The organism is Desulfobacter postgatei 2ac9 (genome assembly GCF_000233695.2).
Classification (GTDB): Bacteria; Desulfobacterota; Desulfobacteria; order Desulfobacterales; family Desulfobacteraceae; genus Desulfobacter; species Desulfobacter postgatei.
The window spans coordinates 340,553-360,685 of sequence record NZ_CM001488.1; the positions used below are offsets into that span (position 1 = coordinate 340,553).

19 protein-coding genes are annotated in these 20,133 nt (G+C 49.3%); 10 read left to right on the plus strand and 9 right to left on the minus strand.

All coding sequences use genetic code 11. The features are described from left to right. Nucleotides 1–408 precede the first annotated feature (408 nt). Genes DESPODRAFT_RS01670 through pyrE form a run of 9 tightly spaced genes read left to right on the plus strand, consistent with a single transcriptional unit; the run spans nucleotide 409 to nucleotide 8,597 of the window. The gene (locus DESPODRAFT_RS01670; protein ID WP_004070855.1) at nucleotides 409–1,746 is read left to right on the plus strand and encodes a 4Fe-4S dicluster domain-containing protein; all 1,338 of its coding nucleotides are present in this window, start codon (nucleotides 409–411) and stop codon (nucleotides 1,744–1,746) included. After that, nucleotides 1,746–2,909 carry an NADH:ubiquinone reductase (Na(+)-transporting) subunit B gene (locus DESPODRAFT_RS01675; protein WP_004070857.1) on the plus strand — a complete coding sequence of 388 codons (1,164 nt, stop codon included), beginning with the start codon at nucleotides 1,746–1,748 and terminating at the stop codon, nucleotides 2,907–2,909. Before DESPODRAFT_RS01670 ends, DESPODRAFT_RS01675 begins: the two co-directional genes overlap by 1 nt. Next, entirely contained in the window at nucleotides 2,902–3,651 is a 750-nt protein-coding gene (locus DESPODRAFT_RS01680; RefSeq protein ID WP_004070859.1) for an FMN-binding protein, read from the plus strand. Before DESPODRAFT_RS01675 ends, DESPODRAFT_RS01680 begins: the two co-directional genes overlap by 8 nt. 19 nt (nucleotides 3,652–3,670) lie before the next feature. Beyond that, the gene (locus tag DESPODRAFT_RS01685) at nucleotides 3,671–4,306 is read left to right on the plus strand and encodes an NADH:ubiquinone reductase (Na(+)-transporting) subunit D (protein ID WP_004070861.1); all 636 of its coding nucleotides are present in this window, start codon (nucleotides 3,671–3,673) and stop codon (nucleotides 4,304–4,306) included. 9 nt (nucleotides 4,307–4,315) lie between these two features. After that, nucleotides 4,316–4,924, plus strand: coding sequence for an NADH:ubiquinone reductase (Na(+)-transporting) subunit E (nqrE, locus tag DESPODRAFT_RS01690; protein ID WP_004070863.1), 609 nt, complete (start codon nucleotides 4,316–4,318; stop codon nucleotides 4,922–4,924). A 12-nt stretch (nucleotides 4,925–4,936) separates the two neighbouring features. Further along, entirely contained in the window at nucleotides 4,937–6,148 is a 1,212-nt protein-coding gene (gene nqrF / locus DESPODRAFT_RS01695) for an NADH:ubiquinone reductase (Na(+)-transporting) subunit F (protein ID WP_004070865.1), read from the plus strand. Nucleotides 6,149–6,157: 9 nt separating this feature from the next. Continuing rightward, nucleotides 6,158–7,066 carry a dihydroorotate dehydrogenase gene (locus DESPODRAFT_RS01700; RefSeq protein WP_004070868.1) on the plus strand — a complete coding sequence of 303 codons (909 nt, stop codon included), beginning with the start codon at nucleotides 6,158–6,160 and terminating at the stop codon, nucleotides 7,064–7,066. Then, a complete protein-coding gene (locus tag DESPODRAFT_RS01705; RefSeq protein ID WP_004070870.1) occupies nucleotides 7,063–7,914 on the plus strand; it encodes a dihydroorotate dehydrogenase electron transfer subunit in 852 nt (283 codons plus the stop codon). The genes DESPODRAFT_RS01700 and DESPODRAFT_RS01705 overlap by 4 nt, the downstream gene beginning before the upstream one ends. Before the next feature lie 11 nt (nucleotides 7,915–7,925). Next, complete coding sequence (pyrE, locus tag DESPODRAFT_RS01710; RefSeq protein ID WP_004070872.1) at nucleotides 7,926–8,597, plus strand: orotate phosphoribosyltransferase; 672 nt, start codon at nucleotides 7,926–7,928, stop codon at nucleotides 8,595–8,597. Here pyrE and DESPODRAFT_RS01715 read toward each other — a convergent pair. The 6 genes from DESPODRAFT_RS01715 to tilS form a co-directional block, all read right to left on the minus strand. Next, nucleotides 8,579–10,087 (minus strand): transporter substrate-binding domain-containing protein, encoded by a 1,509-nt coding sequence (locus DESPODRAFT_RS01715; RefSeq protein WP_004070874.1) that lies wholly within the window; start codon nucleotides 10,085–10,087, stop codon nucleotides 8,579–8,581. The two genes, pyrE and DESPODRAFT_RS01715, sit on opposite strands and share 19 nt — an antisense overlap. Before the next feature lie 59 nt (nucleotides 10,088–10,146). After that, a complete protein-coding gene (locus tag DESPODRAFT_RS01720; RefSeq protein WP_004070876.1) occupies nucleotides 10,147–10,914 on the minus strand; it encodes a type III pantothenate kinase in 768 nt (255 codons plus the stop codon). A 66-nt stretch (nucleotides 10,915–10,980) separates the two neighbouring features. Beyond that, on the minus strand, nucleotides 10,981–11,871 hold the full coding sequence (locus tag DESPODRAFT_RS01725) for a CdaR family protein (protein ID WP_245531987.1): 891 nt from the start codon (nucleotides 11,869–11,871) through the stop codon (nucleotides 10,981–10,983). Nucleotides 11,872–11,935: 64 nt separating this feature from the next. Then, nucleotides 11,936–12,808: a dihydropteroate synthase gene (folP, locus tag DESPODRAFT_RS01730; protein WP_004070879.1), complete on the minus strand. Its 873-nt coding sequence runs from the start codon at nucleotides 12,806–12,808 to the stop codon at nucleotides 11,936–11,938. A gap of 119 nt (nucleotides 12,809–12,927) precedes the next feature. Continuing rightward, entirely contained in the window at nucleotides 12,928–14,946 is a 2,019-nt protein-coding gene (gene ftsH, locus DESPODRAFT_RS01735; RefSeq protein WP_052314655.1) for an ATP-dependent zinc metalloprotease FtsH, read from the minus strand. A 57-nt stretch (nucleotides 14,947–15,003) separates the two neighbouring features. Continuing rightward, nucleotides 15,004–16,116 carry a tRNA lysidine(34) synthetase TilS gene (gene tilS, locus DESPODRAFT_RS01740; protein WP_004070882.1) on the minus strand — a complete coding sequence of 371 codons (1,113 nt, stop codon included), beginning with the start codon at nucleotides 16,114–16,116 and terminating at the stop codon, nucleotides 15,004–15,006. Nucleotides 16,117–16,241: 125 nt separating this feature from the next. Between tilS and DESPODRAFT_RS01745 the strand changes: the two genes are divergently transcribed. Further along, complete coding sequence (locus tag DESPODRAFT_RS01745; protein WP_004070883.1) at nucleotides 16,242–16,724, plus strand: methylated-DNA--[protein]-cysteine S-methyltransferase; 483 nt, start codon at nucleotides 16,242–16,244, stop codon at nucleotides 16,722–16,724. A 71-nt stretch (nucleotides 16,725–16,795) separates the two neighbouring features. Here DESPODRAFT_RS01745 and DESPODRAFT_RS01750 read toward each other — a convergent pair whose 3' ends face one another. From DESPODRAFT_RS01750 to DESPODRAFT_RS01760, 3 genes are all read right to left on the minus strand, one after another. Further along, nucleotides 16,796–17,929 carry a Gfo/Idh/MocA family protein gene (locus DESPODRAFT_RS01750; protein ID WP_004070884.1) on the minus strand — a complete coding sequence of 378 codons (1,134 nt, stop codon included), beginning with the start codon at nucleotides 17,927–17,929 and terminating at the stop codon, nucleotides 16,796–16,798. A 16-nt stretch (nucleotides 17,930–17,945) separates the two neighbouring features. After that, complete coding sequence (locus DESPODRAFT_RS01755) at nucleotides 17,946–19,637, minus strand: hydroxymethylglutaryl-CoA lyase-like TIM-barrel protein (RefSeq protein ID WP_004070885.1); 1,692 nt, start codon at nucleotides 19,635–19,637, stop codon at nucleotides 17,946–17,948. A 260-nt stretch (nucleotides 19,638–19,897) separates the two neighbouring features. Beyond that, the gene (locus DESPODRAFT_RS01760) at nucleotides 19,898–20,113 is read right to left on the minus strand and encodes a hypothetical protein (protein ID WP_004070886.1); all 216 of its coding nucleotides are present in this window, start codon (nucleotides 20,111–20,113) and stop codon (nucleotides 19,898–19,900) included. Nucleotides 20,114–20,133: the final 20 nt, after the last annotated feature.

Consider the following 20,133-nt stretch of genomic DNA (forward strand, 5'->3'; position numbering starts at 1 on the left):
CCTTCTTTTATAGCCTGTATCTTTTTTATAATAAAGTCTGGTTAAGTTACTCAGATATTTCAAACTTTGTTATGGGTTAAGCCTGGGTGTTGATCGATTAGATCGGCCCATGGCCGTTAGTTTAAATCAGAGATTTCTCTTCTATTCTTTCTATGTCGGAAAATCAAGGGATAAACCAGGAACCCCCAGGGCAATAGCATTTAACCTGCCTGCAGTTTCATGTCAATTATAAATGGATCGTAGATAATCAATGTATTAAATTTAAAAGGATCATGTTTATACATTTGATCTTATTTCGGTATCTGGTACAATAAAAATCTGAAAAAAGATGGGAGTCAAAAATTTGTGTCCATTCGAAAAAAGTATCTATATTCTCTTCACTGTCGGCAACAAACATGGGATAATTAAATGAAAAAATTAAAAATTTTCCGGGGATTTGACCTGAATGTGCCTGAAGAGCCCGATTTGAGTTGTGTTCCCCTGGCCCTGCCGACCAGTCTGGGATGCTGTGCCGCGGACATACCGCATATCCGGCCAAAATTGCTGATTAAAGAGGGTTGGCGCGTTAAAACCGGCCAGTCGCTGTTTACGGATAAGCGGGATACAAGCATACAATATGTCTCCCCTGGAACCGGCCGGGTGGAAAAGGTTGTTTACGGGCATCGTCGACGGCTGATGGAGGTAGTGATCGCAACTGAGCCCGAAGATGAGTATGTTGAATATGATCCGGTGACCTTGGCGGGCATCGTCGGCATGCCCCGCGATGCGCTTGTGACGAACCTGAAAAATGGCGGCCTGTGGCAGGGCCTGCGGCAGTTTCCAGCCCTGGATGTCGCCGATCCGGATCATTCCCCTGCCATGATTATTGTGGCCATGGACGGCAATGACCTCTTTTCGCCGCATCCGGCCATAATCCTTAAAGGCAACATTGCTGCCTTTGAAGCGGGCATGGCGGTTTTGCGCAGATTTTCGCATCAACTTGCCGTGGTCTGCCGGGCAAGCCGCGTTGAACGCATCCGGGAGATAGGCAGTTCAGTGGCGGATCAGATCACCCATACCGCCCCGGACATTTATCCTGCCTGGCAGCCCGGTGCCGTACTTTATCAGATCAAGCAACAGGCGGCGGAGAACAGTTCCTGGTGCATCCGCCTGGATCATCTGGTCATGATGGGCCGCTTTTTACTTTCCGGTCGGTATCCGGTTGACAAGATCGTCACCATTACCCGGCCCGGGGACCGGCGGCCCCATATGCGGGTCCGGCAGGGCATGCCTTTATCTTCTCTGGCCGGTCAAATACCTGTGCAAAGTATTGCCACCACAGGTCGGTTCAACGGTCGGATTCTTGAAAAAGATGCCCATATCGGCTTTTTTGAAAACACGGTTAATATCATTGAGGCGGGGCCCGGGGAAGAGATGTTCGGTTTTGTCCGGCCCGGCCTTGACAAACCCACCCTATCGTCCACGTTTCTCTCTTCTCTGTTCAGACGTCCGGCAAAAATGGATTGCACCCTTCACGGGGAAGCACGGGCCTGCATTAATTGTTCATATTGCGAACGGATCTGCCCCAATGGTCTTATGCCTTCCTTTATCATGAAGGCACTGCATGCACAAGAACTTGAAGAAGCATTGGCGCTCGGGCTCATGGACTGCTGCAAATGCGGGTTGTGTTCGTTTGCCTGCCCCTCCAAGATTGAACTGACCCAAATCCTTTCAGACGCCATGGACGCCTATTACAAGGACAAATAATGAAGAATCTTGTGAAAAAGTTTTTTGATGATACACGCCCCTTGTTTACTGGAGACGGGAAGTATAAAAAGTATGAACCTGTCTGGGACGCCACAAAAACATTTTTCTTTCTGCCTTCGGCCAAAATTCGTGTCATGCCCTTTGTCCGGGATCACCTGGATCTGAAACGCTACATGAGCATCGTTATCCTGGCACTTTTGCCGGTGACCTTTTTCGGGATATATAATGCCGGATACCAGGCCGGCATCGGTACCGGGGAATCCTGGTCCATGACCAAATGCTTTCTTATAGGTGCCTGGTATGTATTGCCCATGATCATCGTTTCTTATGTGGTGGGCTTTGCCTGGGAGTTTCTTTTTGCGGTGGTGCGCGGCCATAAGATATCCGAAGGTCTCCTGGTCACGGGCCTGCTTTTTCCCTTGACCCTGCCACCTACCATCCCCTTGTGGCAGGTGGCGCTTGGTATCTCCTTTGGTGTGGTTATCGGTAAGGAGGTGTTTGGTGGTACGGGGCGCAATATCCTTAACCCGGCATTGACCGGACGGGCCTTTCTGTTTTTTTCCTATCCGGTCGCCATGTCCGGGGATGTCTGGGTGGCGGGCAAACACCTGGTAGACGGCGTGACCGGGGCCACGGCCCTTTCCGTGACAGGCGCAGGAGAGCAGTCCATCACCGCAGCCCTTTCCAATGCCGGTTATTCCCTGGGGCAGCTTTTCACAGGATTTGTGCCGGGCAGTGTGGGGGAGACCTCGGCTCTCTGCTGCCTGATTGGTGCCGCCATTCTCATGGTGACCCGTATTGCCAATTACAGGATCATTATCGGCGGCATTGCAGGACTTGTCATCACCAGTATTATTATTTACCTGATTCCCGGGGGTAAGGAGACCTGGTCCAATGCCGGTCCCCTTTACCATTTGTGCGCCGGCGGATTTTTGTTCGGTATATCCTTTATGGCCACGGATCCGGTCTCCGCGCCGGGCACCAATCCGGGGCGATGGATTTTCGGGGCAGCCATTGGTTTTTTAACCGTGATCATCCGGGTGGGTAATCCTGCGTTCATGGAGGGGGTGATGCTGGCCATTCTGTTCATGAACGTGTTTTCGCCTTTGCTGGACCATCTGGTGCTCAAGTACAAATCGTCAAAAAGGATTCCCAATGTTTGAAAAAAATTCAAAACGCCATGTGACCTTTTTTGCCCTTGTTTTGTCCGTGGTGTGCAGCCTTTTGATTACGGCGGCGGCAACAGGTCTTAGGGAGCGGCAGCAGGAGAACATGGCCCTGGACAAAAAAGTGAATCTGTTGCGGGCCGCAGGCCTTGTGGATGCGGGTCAAAAATATGGGAAAGATACCATTAACACCCTTTATAACCGGCGCATTGCAGAAGTGTTTGTGGACCGTCAGGGCATAATCATGGACGCCGAAGACCCCGACGGCATGCATCTGTATTTTATTCATGCACAGGAGGCTGGGGATCGTCATGATTTCAATGACATTTCCGGCTATATCGTGCCCATCAATACCCGCGGGCTGTGGGGAAAGATCCATGGATACCTGGCCTTTGAAAATGACGGACAGACCGTTTCCGGTTTTTCCGTGTTCAGCCACTCTGAAACCCCCGGCCTTGGCGGAGAAATCGAAAGTGCCTGGTTCCAAAAGAATTTCAAGGGCAAAAAGATTCTTAATTCCCAGGATAAATTTGTCTCCATAGGCATTGCCAAAGGAAAGGCCGGTAATCTGCCCAAGGGTGAACAGGAGAATTATGTGGACGGTATTTCCGGGGCCACCCTGACCGGCAGGTATCTGTCCGAAGGGATCAAAAATACCTTGATGAAGTACGAGGGGGTATCGGTTACCTTCCGGCAAAAACAATTGAAAGCTAAAGATGGGGACCCATCCCATGACTGAAACCCGCAAAAGGTGAACCATGACGCTCAAATCCAAAGGTGAATACTACGACATCCTGACCAAGGGGGTATGGACCCAGAACCCGGTGGCTTACCAGGTACTCGGAATCTGTTCGGCCCTGGCCGTGACCGTGAAAATGTCCACGGCCATTGTCATGGCGCTGGCCCTGACCGTGGTGACGGCCTGTTCGTCCATGATCATCTCTTCCATGAGAAAGATCATCCCCTCCAACATCCGGATCATTGTGGAACTGGCTGTTATCTCCACCCTGGTGATCGTTACTGATCAGGTGCTTAAAGCCTATTTTTATGACATATCCAAACAACTCTCCATTTTTGTGGGGCTGATCATTACCAACTGCATTGTTTTAGGCCGTGCCGAAGCCTTTGCCCTGGCCAATGATCCTATTGATTCTTTTGTGGACGGCATTGCCAACGGTCTGGGGTATGGTTTGATCCTTATTGTGGTGGCCTTTATCCGGGAGCTTCTGGGGTCTGGAAAATTTCTGGGGTTCCAGGTGGTGCCCGGATTTGTATATGACCTTGGTTTCCAGAACATGGGGCTGATGGTGCTGGCCCCGGGCGCCTTTTTTGTCATCGGCCTTCTGGTGTGGCTGAAGAATTCTTTGCCCGGCATATCAAGCCAAAAAAAATAAGGAGCACTCATGGGCGATCTGTTCAGTCTGTTTATCAATTCCGTTTTCATCGGCAACATCCTTCTGGCCTATTTTCTTGGGATGTGTTCCTTTATTGCCGTGTCCAAAAATGTGGATACTGCGGCAGGGTTGGGGTTTGCCGTTATTTTTGTGTTGTCCGTCACAAGTCCGGTCAACTGGATAATCTATCACGGGCTTCTGGCCCCGGGTGCTTTGTCCTGGCTGGGATTTTCCGATCTTGACTTAAGTTTTTTAAAATTCATTACCTTTATTGCCGTGATTGCCGCCATCACCCAGGCCGTGGAGATGGTCATTGACCGGTATTCGCCCGGGCTTTACGCCACCCTGGGCGTGTTTTTGCCCCTGATTGCCGTAAACTGTGCCATTTTAGGCACCAGTCTTTTCATGGTGGAGCGCAATTACACCTTCATGGAATCCATTGTCTTTGGGGCAGGTTCGGGCACCGGCTGGATGCTGGCCATTGTCACCATGGCGGCCATCCGAAAAAAGGCCCGGTATTCAGATGTGCCTGAAGGTCTGCAGGGATTCGGGTTTACCATGATTATTGCCGGACTTATGGCCATGACGTTTATGATGTTTTCAGGCATCACCTTATAAGGAGGCTTTGAATTGATTTACCTTATAAGTATTGTAGTATTCACCTTTGTTATCGGTATTCTGGTTGTGGTGCTTTTGTTTGTGGAAGCAAAAGTTACGACCAGGGGGGATCATTGGGTGACCATCAACGGCAAGTCAGACGCTGCCTTGAAAATTTCGGGCAATCCCACGCTTTTGTCTGCCCTGGCGGGCAAAGAGATTTTTCTGCCCTCGGCCTGCGGCGGATCCGGCTCCTGCGGAATGTGCCGGTGCAAGGTCCTTGAGGGAGGCGGCAGCGTGCTGCCCACGGAGATGTCGCATTTAAGCCGAAAGGAAAAGGCAGCCGGTGTCCGTCTCTCCTGTCAGCTCAAAGTTAAGGAAGATCTTTCCATTGAGGTGCCTGAATCCATTTTTGGCATTAAAAAGGTAGAAGCCGAAGTGATATCCAATAAAAATGTGGCCACGTTTATCAAAGAACTTGTGCTGCGTCCTGCTGAACCCTTTGACTTTAAGGCCGGAGCCTATATTCAGATTGACGTGCCCGAATATGAAGTTAATTTTAAAGATTTTCATATCGCAAGTAAGTATGTCAGCGAATGGAAAAAATATAATCTTTTAGCCCTGACATCCAAAGGGATAAAACCGGGATTCAGGGCTTATTCCCTGGCCAATCCCCCCCATGACAAAGAGACTCTCATGCTCAACGTACGTATTGCAACCCCGCCGCCGGGCACCGAAGGCATCCCCCCGGGATTTGGTTCTTCTTATGTATTCGGGCTTAAACCCGGCGACCGGGTGCTGGTATCCGGTCCCTACGGGGAATTTATGGCAAGGGAGACGAACCGGGAGATGTGCTTTGTCGGCGGGGGTGCCGGCATGGCGCCTTTGCGTTCCCATATTCTTCATCAGCTCGATGGTATACATTCCGGCCGCAGGATCTCCTTTTGGTATGGCGCCAGATCTATAAAGGAGATGTTTTATGATGAGGATTTTAAAGAACTGGTGGAAAAATATCCTAATTTTTCTTACCATGTGGCCCTGTCCGATCCCGATGCGGAAGACAACTGGACCGGACAGACCGGGTTTATCAACACCTATCTTGTGGATGCATACTTAAGCACTCACGAAGATCCGGCTGAGATTGAGTATTACCTGTGCGGGCCGCCGCCCATGATTAATTCCGTTATTCACAGCCTTCATGAGATGGGTGTGGAGGATGATATGATATTTTATGACAAGTTTTAAAGGATATTGATGCAAACCACGTTTTTAGGCAAAATCCTTCACACGCCCATAGTGCTGGCATCGGGCGTACTCGGCAACAACAAAGCCATCTTGGAGCGGGTCTGGGAAAACGGGTGCGGGCTTCCCACCATGAAGTCCATTGGGCCTGCTCCCCGCGAAGGGCATAAGAATCCAACGGTCATTGATCTTGGCAACGGCATGATTAATGCCGTAGGCCTGCCCTCTCCAGGCTACCTGAACATGGAAGAGGAGTGGCAGGAACTGTCAGGCCGGACTTTCCCCATAAACGCCAGCATTTACGGCGGGTCTGTGGACGAATTTGTCCGGGTGGCCGAGTTTGTATCCGCCAAAGGGCCGGACTTTATTGAACTGAATATCTCATGTCCCAATTCAGATAAGCATGGCATGATTTTCGGGGTTAACGCCCAGTCCTCCCATGATGTTGTTGCCGCGGTTAAAAAGGTGATTCATGTCCCTCTCATTGCCAAGTTGACGCCGGCTGCCCCGGATATTGCAAGCATTGCAAAGGCGTGTGAGGATGCAGGTGCCGATGCCATCTGCGCCATTAATACGGCCGGGCCGGGCATGGTTATTGACATCGAGTCCCGCTCTCCTGTACTTGCCTTTAAAAAGGGCGGGCTTTCCGGCCCCATGATCAAACCCATTGCCGTGCGCTGCGTGTACGATATCTTTAAAGCAGTATCCATTCCCATTATTGGCTTGGGTGGCATCAGCACGGGAAAAGACGCCATAGAGATCATCATGGCAGGGGCTACGCTTGTGGGAATCGGTACGGCCGTGCGATACCGGGGAATCTCCGTGTTTGATAAAGTTACTAATGAGATCAGCGACTGGCTGGCGGCCCACGATACCACTATGGAAAAAATCCGGGGTGCAGCCCACAGGGAGGTCCGATGATTACACAACTGCTGCCCGCCATGGTCACGGTGGCGGATAAGGAGGTTCACAGTCCTGAGTTTGCCACCCTGTATGTTAACCAGGCCATTGACTTCAAACCGGGCCAGTTTGTCATGGTGTGGATTCCCGGCGTGGATGAAAAACCCTATACCATTTCCCATCACACTCCGGACCGCTTCGGCATTACCGTGGAGGCAAAGGGTATTTTTTCGAAAAAAGCCGTATCACTCGGGGCTGGTGATAAAATCGGTATCCGGGGACCTTTTGGTAATGGATTTAATATGGGTGTTGCGTATAAACGGATTGCCGTTGTGGCCGGCGGCTGCGGTATGGCACCCCTTGCGCCCCTTGTTGAGGCCTTTCAGACCGATACCGGGCCTGAAATTGTGCTGATCCAGGGTGCCCGGTCCAAATCTTTTCTGCTCTACCCGGACCGGTTTACGGCAAAGGTCGAAATCTGTACCGATGACGGATCAAAGGGGTATAAAGGGTTTGTGACGGATATCCTGATGGAAAAAATAAAAAAACAGAAAATCAGAGATTTGTCGGCTGCTTCCGTCCCTGCTTTTGATATGGTCTATGCCTGCGGCCCGGAAATCATGATGGCAAAGGTGTTTGATATCTGTGAAGCCCACGGCATCCCCTGCCAGGTTTCCCTGGAACGGTACATGAGATGCGGGTTCGGGGTATGCGGGGCCTGTGTCTGTGGTCATGCCGTGGTGTGTAAAGACGGGCCGGTATTTGAATCAAAGATGTTGAGAACCATGGCGGATTTTAATACCCGGGCACTGTTAAAAACCGGAAAACCGGTTCCGTTAAATGAATATACCACCTGGCGTTGCCAATAAAAGGAAGAAGCATGAATTATAAAGAGGAATTTATTGAGTTTCTGGTGCAGTGCAATGCCCTGAAGTTTGGAGAATTTGAACTGAAAAGCGGCAGACTTGCCCCCTATTTTATTAATACCGGCATGTTTGACACCGGTTCAAAGATTAAAAAACTGGGCACCTATTATGCCAGGGCCATTAACGCTCATTTTAAAGAAGATTTTCACGGAATTTACGGCCCTGCCTACAAGGGGATTCCTTTGTGCATTACGGCCGCCTGTGCCCTGGCTGACATGGGCATTGACAAAGGGTATGTATTCAACCGCAAGGAGGCCAAAACTTATGCCGACAAAAGTGCTGTGGTGGGTATGTCCCTGACCTCCGACACCCGGCTGGTCCTGGTGGATGATGTCATCACCTCGGGCAAAGCCATCCGGGAATCCCTGGAAGTTCTAAAAGGATGCAGCAATCCCCAGGTTTGCGGTATTATCATCAGCGTGAACCGCCAGGAAAAGGGAAAAACAGATAAAAATGCCCTGGAAGAGGTGTCAGAGACCCTTGGCATTCCCATTTTTGCCATTGTTACCATACGGGAAATTATTGATTTTCTGCACAATCGGGAAATAGATGGCAAAATAGTTATGGATGACCAAATGAAAGTAACGATCGAAACCTATCTGGCAACCTATGGTGCAGACTGTTGAAATTGTTTTACGTCGCTTCTATCCATTTTTTCAAGGTGGTAGAGCCCTTGGTTAAAATCAGTAATGACTTTTTGATTTTCTTTTATCTGTTTTGATAAAAGCAGGTAAAAATTTTGCCGTATCAAAGGTTTCTGGTGGTGAGTGAACAATGCCGCTGTTTTTTTGGGAAAGATTTCTCTTATGGTGTCATACCCGCTTTCTAAAATAACAGGTGTATAATCAATTTCACCTGAAAGCAGTTTGTTGAAATTGCCTGTCTCATCCTTTGCTGTCAGGGACAAAAGTTGGCCTGAAAAAATTGCGGCATCAAAAAGGTCCTCATACTGCATCCCTGCAACGATGCCTGCCCGGTAACTACTCAGATCGTCAAGTTGCTGCCAGTCGAAACTTTTTGATTTCAGATGAAAAAAAACAATCTCTGCGGTAATCAGGGGGTTGCTGAAATAGAAATGGTTATTCCGGCTTTTGGTTTTTCTCCAGAGCATTGTGCCGTCAACCAGCCTCTCCTTTGCCATATTAAAGGCGCTGAGCCTGGATCTGAAAATAAAAGAGACCTGGTAGTTTTCCAGTGCAAATGCCCGGGTCACGACCTCTGCGACTTTGTTGAAAAAAGAGGGGTTTAAATCCGGAGACGGTTTTTGAGGGGGCATAAGCCCTGTACTTATCGTTATTTTCCGGGCCGGTGCAAATACTTCCTTCTGGGACCTGAGAATATATTGGTCAACTATTTGTTCTTTTTTCATCTGTTTCAGTACCGATGCCAAAGGCTTTGCCAGGTGAGCATACTTTTTGTTCAGATAGGGATAAAGGGGCAGGGTATCTACGGAACCGGCATTGTATATAGTCTTCTGCCTGAATTCCGCTTCATTGAGAATGCTGCCAATGGCGTCCTCAACTCCCAGAAACATGCCGATTCTTTTGGATGCAAGCATCCGCAGGCCCTGGGTACAATTCAATGCGCCGTAGAAGGTTTGGGAGCCCGAACCATACTGGCGAATCATCCGGTCAAGATAGCCGCCGCCTTTACTGAATCCGATAACGATATTTTCATATTTTTTTAAGTCCTGCCATTCATTCACACGGATATCAGGATTCATGGAATAGACACAGATCCGGCTTTCCCAAATGGGTTCTCTTACCTGTATCAGATTGGGATATTTTTTCTGTACAGCCGGGGGCAGCCAGCCCCTTGCACATTCTCCATCAATACGACCGGCATTGGATTCCCCAAGGGAGCGTTTCAACGGATACAGATTGTAGGCAAAAGTATAACCCAACCTGGAAAAGGCTTCCTTATAAATTAACTCCATGGTCCGTTTATAGATATCACTCCCAAGATTATTCATAGCAAAAACAACGGGTTTTCTGTCAATATGTTCCAATGGCGCGTGAAGCACGGCATTCTCCTGAGCTGCGGACCCGCCGGCCGCCAGAGCAAAAAGAGACGAAACAAGAGTGATCCACACCACAACTGTTTTTTTGATTGCCATTGATTTATCGAGAACCTTTTATTTTAGGATACCCTTGAAAGATTAAAGGATCGGATACATTACATTGCCCGGCTGATGATTTTAAGACCATCCAGGGTCAGGGCTAAGTCCACGGATTCAATGGCATTGGATACTTCGGCAATGAGCGGGGCAAGTCCGCCCGTGGCAATGATTATGGGTGTGTTTTCCATTTCCTGTTTCATCCGGTCCACCATACCGTCCACCATGGCAGCGTTGCCGTAGATAATACCGGACTTGATGCTTTCAATGGTGTCATCGCCGATTACCCTTTCCGGTGCTTTGAAAATTTCCACCCGGGGCAGGCGGGATGCCCTCTGGAAAAGTGCTTCGGATGAGATCATTACACCGGGGCAGATAGCGCCGCCAAGGAATTGGCCTTTTTCCGAGATGGCGTCAAAGGTGGTGGCAGTGCCGAAATCAATTACAATCAGTGCCTTTTTATGTTTTGCATAGGCTGCTACGGCATTGACAATACGGTCTGCGCCGACCTCGTTGGGATTGGAATAGAGAATGGGCATCAGCTTTTTTACGGATGCCGGATTGATCCACAATGGTGTAATACCCAGATACTGCTGGCAAAAAGCGTTTAATATCCTCACGGACGACGGAACCACGGAGGATATGACAATTTTTGTGATGTCCGTGAGCTGGATGCCTTTGTCGGCAAACAAAGCCCGGGCCAGGATATTGAATTCATCGGTCGTGGTTTCCCTGATGGTTCTGATACGCCAGTCCTGAGTCAATGTTTCGTTTTCGTAAACGCCGATCACCGTATTGGTATTGCCCACATCAATGACCAACAACATGTTTTTTCCTTTTGATTCCAAGTTGTTTTATCCTTATTTTATAAATTTTTTAGGCAACCTCGAGGTCTATTCAATTTTAACGGTAAATACCCGGGGAGAGGCATTGGTCATGACCAGTTCCACGGGGATGTTAATGCAGGCGTGTCGGGCATACACCCCGGTTTTGAGTCCTTTAAGATCCATGAACGCATAAATTTTGTCGGCCAGGTTCGTGTTGTTCAACGTTTCCTGGGGACCTTTAAGATCAATAGAAATGGTTGAGGGTTCAATGCTGATTTTTTTCCCGGGCCGGTTTTGAAGTTCTATTGGAATCTGCTCAATGGTCCGGGTCCCGGTGAGCGGCTGAATCTGCACAGACACCACAACTATGGATTGGGCCGCCGTGAAAAATTCAGGCTGTCCAAGGTCCAGGGCGACTTCCTTTTTAAAATTTTCATTGGCATTGCTCAGGTCCACGGGTTTGGTGGTGAGCGGTTCAATCCGGTTAATCAGAGATTCCGCGCCGGTCACAGCCACTGTGGCTGGTTCACACTCCGGTGAAAGCGCCATGTAGCCCGTGGCCGTTTCTCCGATAAGCGGAACCGTCACCTTGAAGACCCGGGTTACTTTTTTTTCCAGGCGGATGCTTAAAGAAGAAGGGGTGATGTTAACAATGGAAACAGAACGTCCCAGAGGAATCCGGTTTTTATCCACAGGCAGCAGATAAGAGCCCGGTTCAATGGCATCGGCGCCGCCTGCCGGGTCAAAAGCCAGGTCCGTATAGATGTCTGCAGGATAGACCAGGCTTCTCTTTGAAAGTTTTTCAATGTGTTTGGGGCGGCATTTTATCCTGACTTCGATTTTGTCCGTGTGAAAGTTTGTCAAAATCATATCATCGGGAACATTGGCATAATCCACAGGCAAGAGCAGGTTTGTTTGCCTATGTTCCTGGGTGCAGGAGGCGAAAAAAATAATCATAATCACCGCAGTCGCCACAGCTATTGGGACGGCCACCCGGAAAAACAAAGGTATTTGTCGGAGCTTAAGCATTCCTGATGGCGTCAATGATGTGTGAGAATGCGCACACCGTTTCAACATCATGAACCCGAATAATGTGTGCGCCGTTCATCAGGGAAGCTGCACAGGCAGCCAGGGTCCCGTATTCTGTGCCTGCATCCCCGGATCCGATCTTTTTGCCGGTGGTCTTGCCCAGCACTTTCTGGATAAAGGATTTTCTAGACGGTCCTATGAGCACCGGATACCCAAGGGCTGTGACCTGGTGAAGCTCCTTGATCAACACAAGGTTGTGCGCAACGGTTTTACCAAACCCTATACCCGGATCCAGGATAATTTTTTGGGGAGCCATGCCTTTTTCAAGCACAAAATTAACCCGTTTTTGCAGATAGGTGATGATTTCACCCATGAGATCATCATAGCTCGGGTTCACCTGCATGGTTTCCGGTGTGCCTTTCATGTGCATGAGAACGGCCGGCGCACCGGTCTCCAGAGCCACATCCAGCATGCCGGGATCTTTTTCAAAGGCGGAGATGTCATTGATGATGGACCCACCGGCGGCAAGGGCTTCTTTTGCCACCTTGGCTTTCACCGTATCAATGGAGATGGGAATATCAATCCGGCTTGCAATGGCCTCAATGACAGGTATGGTTCGATCCAGCTCTTCCTGCTCGCTCACCGGTTCGGAAAACGGCCTGGAGGATTCTCCGCCGATGTCCAGGATATGGGCTCCTGCCGCCACCATCTCATGTGCCCGGGTCAGGGCTTTGTCCAGGCTGGTGTATTTTCCCCCGTCTGAAAAAGAATCCGGCGTGGTGTTTAAGATACCCATGATACAGGCTCTTGGGCCCAAATCCAGTTTGAAACGGCCAAATTCAAGTGTAAAGGGTGTGGTGGTCAAGGAAATTCTCCGGTTAGTGTTTGGACGTAAAGTCACCCATCCGGCATCCGGGCAATCTTGAGCGCATGCACTGCTTTATCGTATTGAGCCTGTCCAAACACGGATTTTCTGTCTATGCTCTAATCCTTTTTTTCCTTGGCGTCATCAGGCTCGCCCGGCTGGTTCTGCTTCGTCGCCTCTACGTCAACAATCCGAGCCTCGGAATCCGGCGTCTGCGGATCAGGGGATTTTGTCTGTGTCTGCGCATCGTCTGCGGAATGATCATCCTTGACATCATCGCGCTTATCTTGTGTCGGGGGCTCCTCTTCAGTCCGGATGTTCCGGCGTCCAAAGAAATCAAAATCCGGGCGAAGGCTTGCAATAAGATCATCAAGTTCAGGCCCCATAACTGTTTCCTCTTCCATGAGAAGGTCGGTCAGGGCATGGAGGATGTCGATATTCTCCTCTAAAATGGTTTTGGCCGTATTGTATGCGCGTGTGATCAGGCCCGCCACTTCGTCGTCTATTTTCTGGGCCGTGGATTCGGAATAGCCTTTGGCCTGGGTCATTTCCCTGCCGATGAAGATATTGTCATCGTGATCTTCATAGGAGACCGGTGCCAGGGAATCACTCATGCCGAAACTTCTGACCATGCGGTTGGCAAGTTTTGTGGCTTGCTTTATGTCATTGGAGGCTCCGGTGGAGATTCGTTTGAATATGATCTCTTCGGCCACACGCCCGCCAAAGGCAATGGCCAGTTCGTTTTCAAGCTGGTCCTTATATTTAAAATCCCCTTCTTCGGGCAGAAACCAGGTCACCCCGGCAGCCCTTCCCCTGGGGATAATGGTGATTTTATTCACGGTATCCGTATTGGGCAGGAAGCGGGCCACCAGAGCATGGCCGCCTTCGTGGTAGGCCGTGGTCTTTTTTTCATCTTCCTTGATTACCTTGGATTTTCGTTCGAGCCCCATGTAAACTTTGTCCTTGGCATCTTCAAAATCACGCATGGACAGTTTTTCATGGTTGCGCTTGGCTGCCAGAAGGGCTGCCTCATTGCACAAGTTTTCCAGGTCTGCACCGGAAAAACCAGGCGTCCCTTTGGCCAGAATGGTCGGGTTCACATCATTGGCCAGGGGACTTTTTTTCATGTGTACCCGCAAAATGCCTTCACGACCTTTGATGTCGGGCATATCCACCACCACCTGCCGGTCAAACCGACCCGGGCGCAGGAGTGCCGGGTCCAGAACATCGGCCCGGTTGGTGGCTGCCATGAGAATAACCCCTTCATTGGATTCAAACCCGTCCATCTCCACTAAAAGCTGGTTCAAGGTCTGTTCCCGTTCATCGTGCCCGCCGCCAAGGCCTGCGCCCCGCTGGCGACCCACGGCATCAATTTCGTCAATAAATATAATACACGGGGCGTTTTTCTTGCCCTGGGCAAACAGATCCCGGACCCGGGATGCACCGACACCCACAAACATTTCAACAAAATCAGATCCGGAAATGGTGAAAAACGGAACGCCCGCTTCCCCTGCCACGGCCCTGGAAAGCAGGGTTTTGCCGGTACCTGGATTGCCCATCAAAAGCACACCCTTGGGGATACGGCCGCCCAGCCGAGTATATTTATTGGGGTTTTTCAGAAAGTCCACCACCTCGGTGAGTTCTTCCTTGGCCTCATCAATGCCCTGGACATTGGCAAAGGTTACCTTCTCCCCCTTGTCATCCATGAGCCTGGCCCGACTTTTTCCAAAAGACAGGGCTTTTCCCCCGCCGCCACCGCCCTGCATCTGACGCATGAAAAAAATCCATACCCCTATGAGCACAATCATAGGTAGCCAGGAAACGATAATTGACATAAACCAGGACGATTCAGCCGGTGGCTTGGCTTTGATGGCCACTTGGCTTTTACGCAGGGTTTCAATGAGTTGGGCATCCTCCGGGGCATAGCTGTTGAACCTTGCACCAGTGTTATCGGTAATGATCAGATCCCGCCCCTGGATCACCACACTTTGAATCCGACCGTCTTCCACAAGGGATAAAAATTCTGAATAGCCGATGTCTGACTGGGTGCCCTGCTGCTGGTTGAAAATATTGTAAAGCATGACCATCATCAGGACAATTACCAGCCAAAGGGAGATATTTTTATATAATTGATTCAATGTCTTTCCTCTCTTAGGTTTAGCTAAAAACATTAATGGATATATATAAACATAAATTTATTTTATACAAGGGTCAGCAGCGGGGTTTTCGTCCGGTTGTCCATTTTGATACCGACGGGTCTTAAGATGCCTGCCAAGTGTCCGCAGCGCTGTTTCTTCCTTTTTTATACGCAGAATATTCCTGTATCTGTATACCCGAAGTTGGCCGGGAAGGTCCAGACTCTTTCCTGAATCTCCTTTTTTACCTGCAAAGCAAAGGATATCCCGGATATGGGTGTTGGAAATTCGTCTTAAATTCTGTTTTATTGACAACAGTGCTGCACGGATGACCCGGGCACCCAGGGCCCGGTCGAGTTCGGTAATCGTTGGTATGGACAAATCAATCTGATTTTTTTCCCTTCCGGTTGTTGCTTTGTCCAGGGCCGTTCGGGCCATCCGGTCCAGAAAATCATCTTCCGGTCCGATGATGCCGGATAGCCGCTCCAGTCCGGCTTTAATGTCGGGATTGAACTCCTTTTCAAGAAAGGGGATCAGACAATGGCGGATTCGATTGCGAAGGTAGGATGTGTCCTCATTGGACCCGTCAACCCTATACGCCTGGTGTATCTCATTAAGAAATGCCAGGATGTCGGCCCTGGGCATCCGGATCAAAGGACGTATAAATTTTTCCTGCCTGACCGGCGGAATCCCCCGAAGCCCAAGGGGACCGGTCCCCCGGACAAGATTCATTAAAACCTGTTCTATATTGTCATCCCGGTTATGGCCCAGAGCAACGCGCTGAAAACCTTTTTCACAGGCTATCCGCGTAAAAAATTCATACCTGGCATTTCTGCCGGCCTCTTCAACACAGAGCCGTTGCTTTTTCGAAAGTTCTGCCACATTTTTTGTTTCAACGACCAGGTCAAGGTTGTGTGCCCGGGCAAACTCACGGACAAAGGCCTCATCAGCCAGGGCATGGCTGCCCCGAAGCATGTGATTGAGATGAGCCAGGCCTATGCGGATGTCCAGGCTTTTTTTTAAACTTGTTAAAACCTGTGCCAGGGCAATGGAGTCAGGACCGCCCGAAATGCCTATCAATACACTGTGTCCAGGGGAAACCATGCCGTGTTCCCGGATGGTATCAAGCACCTGGTCTTTAAATTTTGAGGCAAAGGATGATAGGCCTGTCATGTGTTATTAATGCTGCGTATGAAATACGGATGATTTTTTTTCAGTCATAGATATTTAATACCAGAAAACAGGTATAATATGCAATGCCCGCAGCTTTGAGTCTGTAAGTTTGTTTGGAGCAATTTATGTATTATACAAAATTCAACACCCGGTTCTGCGAGATCACCTTGGCCGGAGACGAAAAGGGGCTTGCCCTTCTTCACCTCAACACCGGCGAGGGTAGCCGTGAGTTTGAGATTCGGAACGCTTGGGAATTAAAGCCGGAATTTTTCAAGGATGCCCAATCCCAAATCCTGGAATATCTGGCGGGTAAAAGAGAGGTCTTTGAGGTCTCCTTAAACCCGGCAGGCACTGAATTTCAGAAAACCGTCTGGGCGCAGTTGCGCACCATCCCCTACAACAGCCTGGCCAGTTACGGTGACATCGCCAAAAAACTGGGCAACCCAAAGGCTGCCAGGGCAGTGGGGGCGGCCAACGGGAAAAACCCCATCCCCCTCATCATCCCCTGCCACCGGGTGGTGGGGGCCGACGGCAACCTCACCGGATTTGCCCACGGCCTGGCCATCAAGGAAAAACTGATTGCCCTGGAACAGGGGCTGATCTTTTAACCGCAAATCTAAACGAAGGAAGAATGGCGAGGACTTTTGCATTTGATGTATAAAGAGAATAACCGCGTCTTTTATTCCCCAAAAATATATTCCGACATCTCTTGGGATGAAAAATCGGTTGCAAGGGGGATCTCTATCTGCCTTTTTTCCTTTGCCGACAGGTATAACGCCAGAACAGATTCAACAGATGTCATACCTGATCGTGCATCGGCAATGGGAGATTTTTGGTTAAGAACGGCATCTCTTAGGTCGGCATATATTGCGGCATGGGGATTGGTCAGGGAGCGCAGGCCGGAAAGGCCCCTTGACCGGATTTCTTTCATGGCATATTCGAAATTTTTCTTTTTACCGTTGATCCTGATATCAAAATATGGCTTACCCCGCCGAATCCCCATACGGAAGGCCCCCTTTTCTCCAAGCAGGTAGAACGACGCCTCGTGCTCGCGGGAAGGTGAGTTGGTTGTCCCTTCGATCTGGCACAGCGCGCCGTTGTCAAGTTTGAGTATCCCAAGGGCGATATCTTCTGCTTCCATGTGATGAAAGCGTTTTCCAAGCATTGCGTTTGCCGCAGTGGCCTGGCCGTTCATAAGCCAGCAGATAAGATCAATTGCGTGAATACACTGGTTCATCAGCACGCCGCCGTCGTTTTTCCATGTGCCGCGCCAGGCGGTCTGATCATAATATGCCTGATCGTGTCCCCAACGCACAATTGCCGATCCGTGACTGATTTTGCCGAACCGTCCGGCAGCAACATCTTTTTGCAGATTTTTGACAAAGGGAAAATAACGGAAGATATGCCCCATGGCAATTCGTCTGTTTTTTTGTTCGGAAAGATCAAACAGTTCCTTGGCCTGGCTTGCTTTCATGCTCATGGGTTTTTCAAGAAGGATATGAGATCCGCTGAGCATCGCCGCTTTTGCCATGGAATAGTGCAGCCCTGATGGCGCCGTTATTGAGGTGATATCAGGTTTTTCCTTTTGAAGCATCTGTTGATAATCCGTATATGTGTTTACGGTATTTCTTATTTGATTTTTTGTTTTGCCCGACAGTTTACAGAAATCAAACAACCTGTCGAAAGCCCCGGAGGTTCTGTCTGACACGGCACAGAGCAAAAGACCGCTGTTTTTTTTTGTTATGGCCATGATGTGTTTGACGGCAATCCGACCGCATCCGATAAGTGCTACCCGAAGCATTTTTCCAGCCATTTTTTCCCTTTATCTGTTAATTTTTATCGGTTCCGTTCTTTTCTTTCATGTCCGTCATAAACCGGCTTAACGCCTGGACATAGGATTTGGCAGAGGCCGTTATGGTGTCATCATCCTCGGCCTTACCCACCCAGACCGGGGCAGACAGATTATAGTTAACTTCATTGCCGTTGCCGCAGAGTACAACCAATGCTTCTGCAGCCGAAGAGTGGGTCCGTCCACGGTTGCTGGGCTCATAAACCACGAGTTTAGGTTTTTTTTCACCAAGTTCCAGGACATCATCAATGGCACTGAATACCGCATTGATGGGACCGTTTTTGCCCATGAAGGCCTCGCCGATCTTTTTTTCACCATCAACCACCAGTACCACCTGCGCCTGGCGGATAATGGAGTTGGCAAATTTGTTGAACGCGTAATCCACAAATTCGATATGGTCTTTGCCTGTGTATCTGAACTCATCCGCGATCATACGCAGTTCCTTGTCCCCATATGTGATGTCCCGGGATTTGATCACGGGCATGATATGTTCCCGGACAAAGGCTTTTTCAAATTCGTATCCCAACTCCTCAAGCCTGGCCGTGACACCGGTCACACCCGTCAGTTTGGTGATCTGGTGGGTGTTGCCTGTCCAGCCGATATCTTCGGGTGAGCAGGGCAGGTAAATATTCTCCCCAATGGCCTTGCCCTTTTCGTCTCCGTCGGAATGGACCCCTGACCCGTGGCGCAGGGCATTGGGTCCGATTCCCGGCGCATTGTAGGGAATGGGAATGAAGCTTTCCCTTTCAATGAACCTTGCCACGGCATTGGTTTTTTCAAGTTTAAAGGCGGTAAAGTATTTGCGGTTGTAGGAAGGTTTCAAGCAAAGATTCATGATCACCTGCTCCAACGGCGTATTGCCTGCCCTTTCACCCAGGGAGTACCAGGTGCCTTCCACCTGCCTGACTCCCTGCTCAACGGCTGCAAGGGTATCTGCGACACTGACGCCGAAATCATTGTGGGCGTGGAAACTGAGCATCACCTCATCCGTGCCCTCCACGAGCATCTTAAAGTACCGGATGGCTTCCTGGATTTCAATTTCAATTCCCTTGGCCACGGTATGGGGAATGTTGATCACGTCTGCGCCTGCCTTAATCGCATGGCCATAGATTTTGGAAATATACTCCTGCAGAAAACTATGCTCCGGGTTCAGAGACTGGGACAAGGCCAGGATGGTGTTCTGGGCCGAGAATTCCACCCGGCCTTTACCGCCTGTCAACTGCTTTGCATAGGCAACTGCCCGGGATGCTTTTTTAATTTGCTCATTGGGATCTGCTTTATATGCGCGGATGGATGCCTCGTCAATATTCAGGGTGAACACGTGGATCGTGGGCTTGGGATTATTTTCCAGGGCCTGCCATGTCCGCTTGATATTTTCAAGATCCATGGTGGTCAGTCCGCAGATATGGGGGCCTTCCACGGTATCGGCAATCTGTTTGACCGTATCGAATTCCAAAGGGGTTGAGCTGGGAAACCCAACCTCTATGGTACTCACTCCCGTGTTTGCCAGAAACCGGGCAATTCTTAATTTTGAATCGCCTTTAAAGGTTACCCCGCCTTGCTCACCATCCCTCAGGGTCGTATCAAAGATTTCAACTTCCTGCCTCTCCTGGCCTGGAATCTGAGTCCGGTCCAGTATCCATGTTCCGGTTTCGTTTTTTTTGATTGCCATGTTCTTCCCCTTTATTATGTTGGATAAAATGAAAAAAGCCGTTATCTGCCCGGCAGGGGCTGATAACGGCTTTTGTTTTCGCTTATGAATACTATGCCACTAAGAGCCCCGTCGCCCGGAGGTGTTAAGAACCACCTCCTCGATAAGAAGAAGGACTAGTAGTCGGCTGGTAAAATTTATCATTAAATTATTCACTTTAATTAAAGTGAATTTATTATATATAAATTTAATGAAGTCAAGAAAAAAATAATTGGTATCAATTAAAACGGAATATCTTCGTTATCTAAATCATCATCATCGTGGTCATAAGGCATCATTTCGCTCATTAAATCAAAAAAGACCCCCAGAGATTGACATAAATTTTTTATAATCCGGCTATGAGCCTCCTTTTCATTAATATCTTTTGTTTTGGATATTGTTTTCAGTTCAACAGCCAGTTCGTTTGTCAGGCCAGTAATAATTTTATCAGGATCCATTAATTTTTCCTCCAATCTTG

Bases quoted from the DNA above. Each gene is read 5' to 3' on its own strand.
- DESPODRAFT_RS01670 (WP_004070855.1), top strand. From the start codon at position 409: ATGAAAAAATTAAAAATTTTCCGGGGATTTGACCTGAATGTGCCTGAA.
- DESPODRAFT_RS01675 (WP_004070857.1), top strand. From the start codon at position 1,746: ATGAAGAATCTTGTGAAAAAGTTTTTTGATGATACACGCCCCTTGTTT.
- DESPODRAFT_RS01680 (WP_004070859.1), top strand. From the start codon at position 2,902: ATGTTTGAAAAAAATTCAAAACGCCATGTGACCTTTTTTGCCCTTGTT.
- DESPODRAFT_RS01685 (WP_004070861.1), top strand. From the start codon at position 3,671: ATGACGCTCAAATCCAAAGGTGAATACTACGACATCCTGACCAAGGGG.
- nqrE (WP_004070863.1), top strand. From the start codon at position 4,316: ATGGGCGATCTGTTCAGTCTGTTTATCAATTCCGTTTTCATCGGCAAC.
- DESPODRAFT_RS01700 (WP_004070868.1), top strand. From the start codon at position 6,158: ATGCAAACCACGTTTTTAGGCAAAATCCTTCACACGCCCATAGTGCTG.
- DESPODRAFT_RS01705 (WP_004070870.1), top strand. From the start codon at position 7,063: ATGATTACACAACTGCTGCCCGCCATGGTCACGGTGGCGGATAAGGAG.
- pyrE (WP_004070872.1), top strand. From the start codon at position 7,926: ATGAATTATAAAGAGGAATTTATTGAGTTTCTGGTGCAGTGCAATGCC.
- DESPODRAFT_RS01715 (WP_004070874.1), bottom strand. From the start codon at position 10,087: ATGGCAATCAAAAAAACAGTTGTGGTGTGGATCACTCTTGTTTCGTCT.
- DESPODRAFT_RS01720 (WP_004070876.1), bottom strand. From the start codon at position 10,914: ATGTTGTTGGTCATTGATGTGGGCAATACCAATACGGTGATCGGCGTT.
- DESPODRAFT_RS01725 (WP_245531987.1), bottom strand. From the start codon at position 11,871: ATGATTATTTTTTTCGCCTCCTGCACCCAGGAACATAGGCAAACAAAC.
- tilS (WP_004070882.1), bottom strand. From the start codon at position 16,116: ATGACAGGCCTATCATCCTTTGCCTCAAAATTTAAAGACCAGGTGCTT.
- DESPODRAFT_RS01745 (WP_004070883.1), top strand. From the start codon at position 16,242: ATGTATTATACAAAATTCAACACCCGGTTCTGCGAGATCACCTTGGCC.
- DESPODRAFT_RS01750 (WP_004070884.1), bottom strand. From the start codon at position 17,929: ATGGCTGGAAAAATGCTTCGGGTAGCACTTATCGGATGCGGTCGGATT.
- DESPODRAFT_RS01755 (WP_004070885.1), bottom strand. From the start codon at position 19,637: ATGGCAATCAAAAAAAACGAAACCGGAACATGGATACTGGACCGGACT.
- DESPODRAFT_RS01760 (WP_004070886.1), bottom strand. From the start codon at position 20,113: ATGGATCCTGATAAAATTATTACTGGCCTGACAAACGAACTGGCTGTT.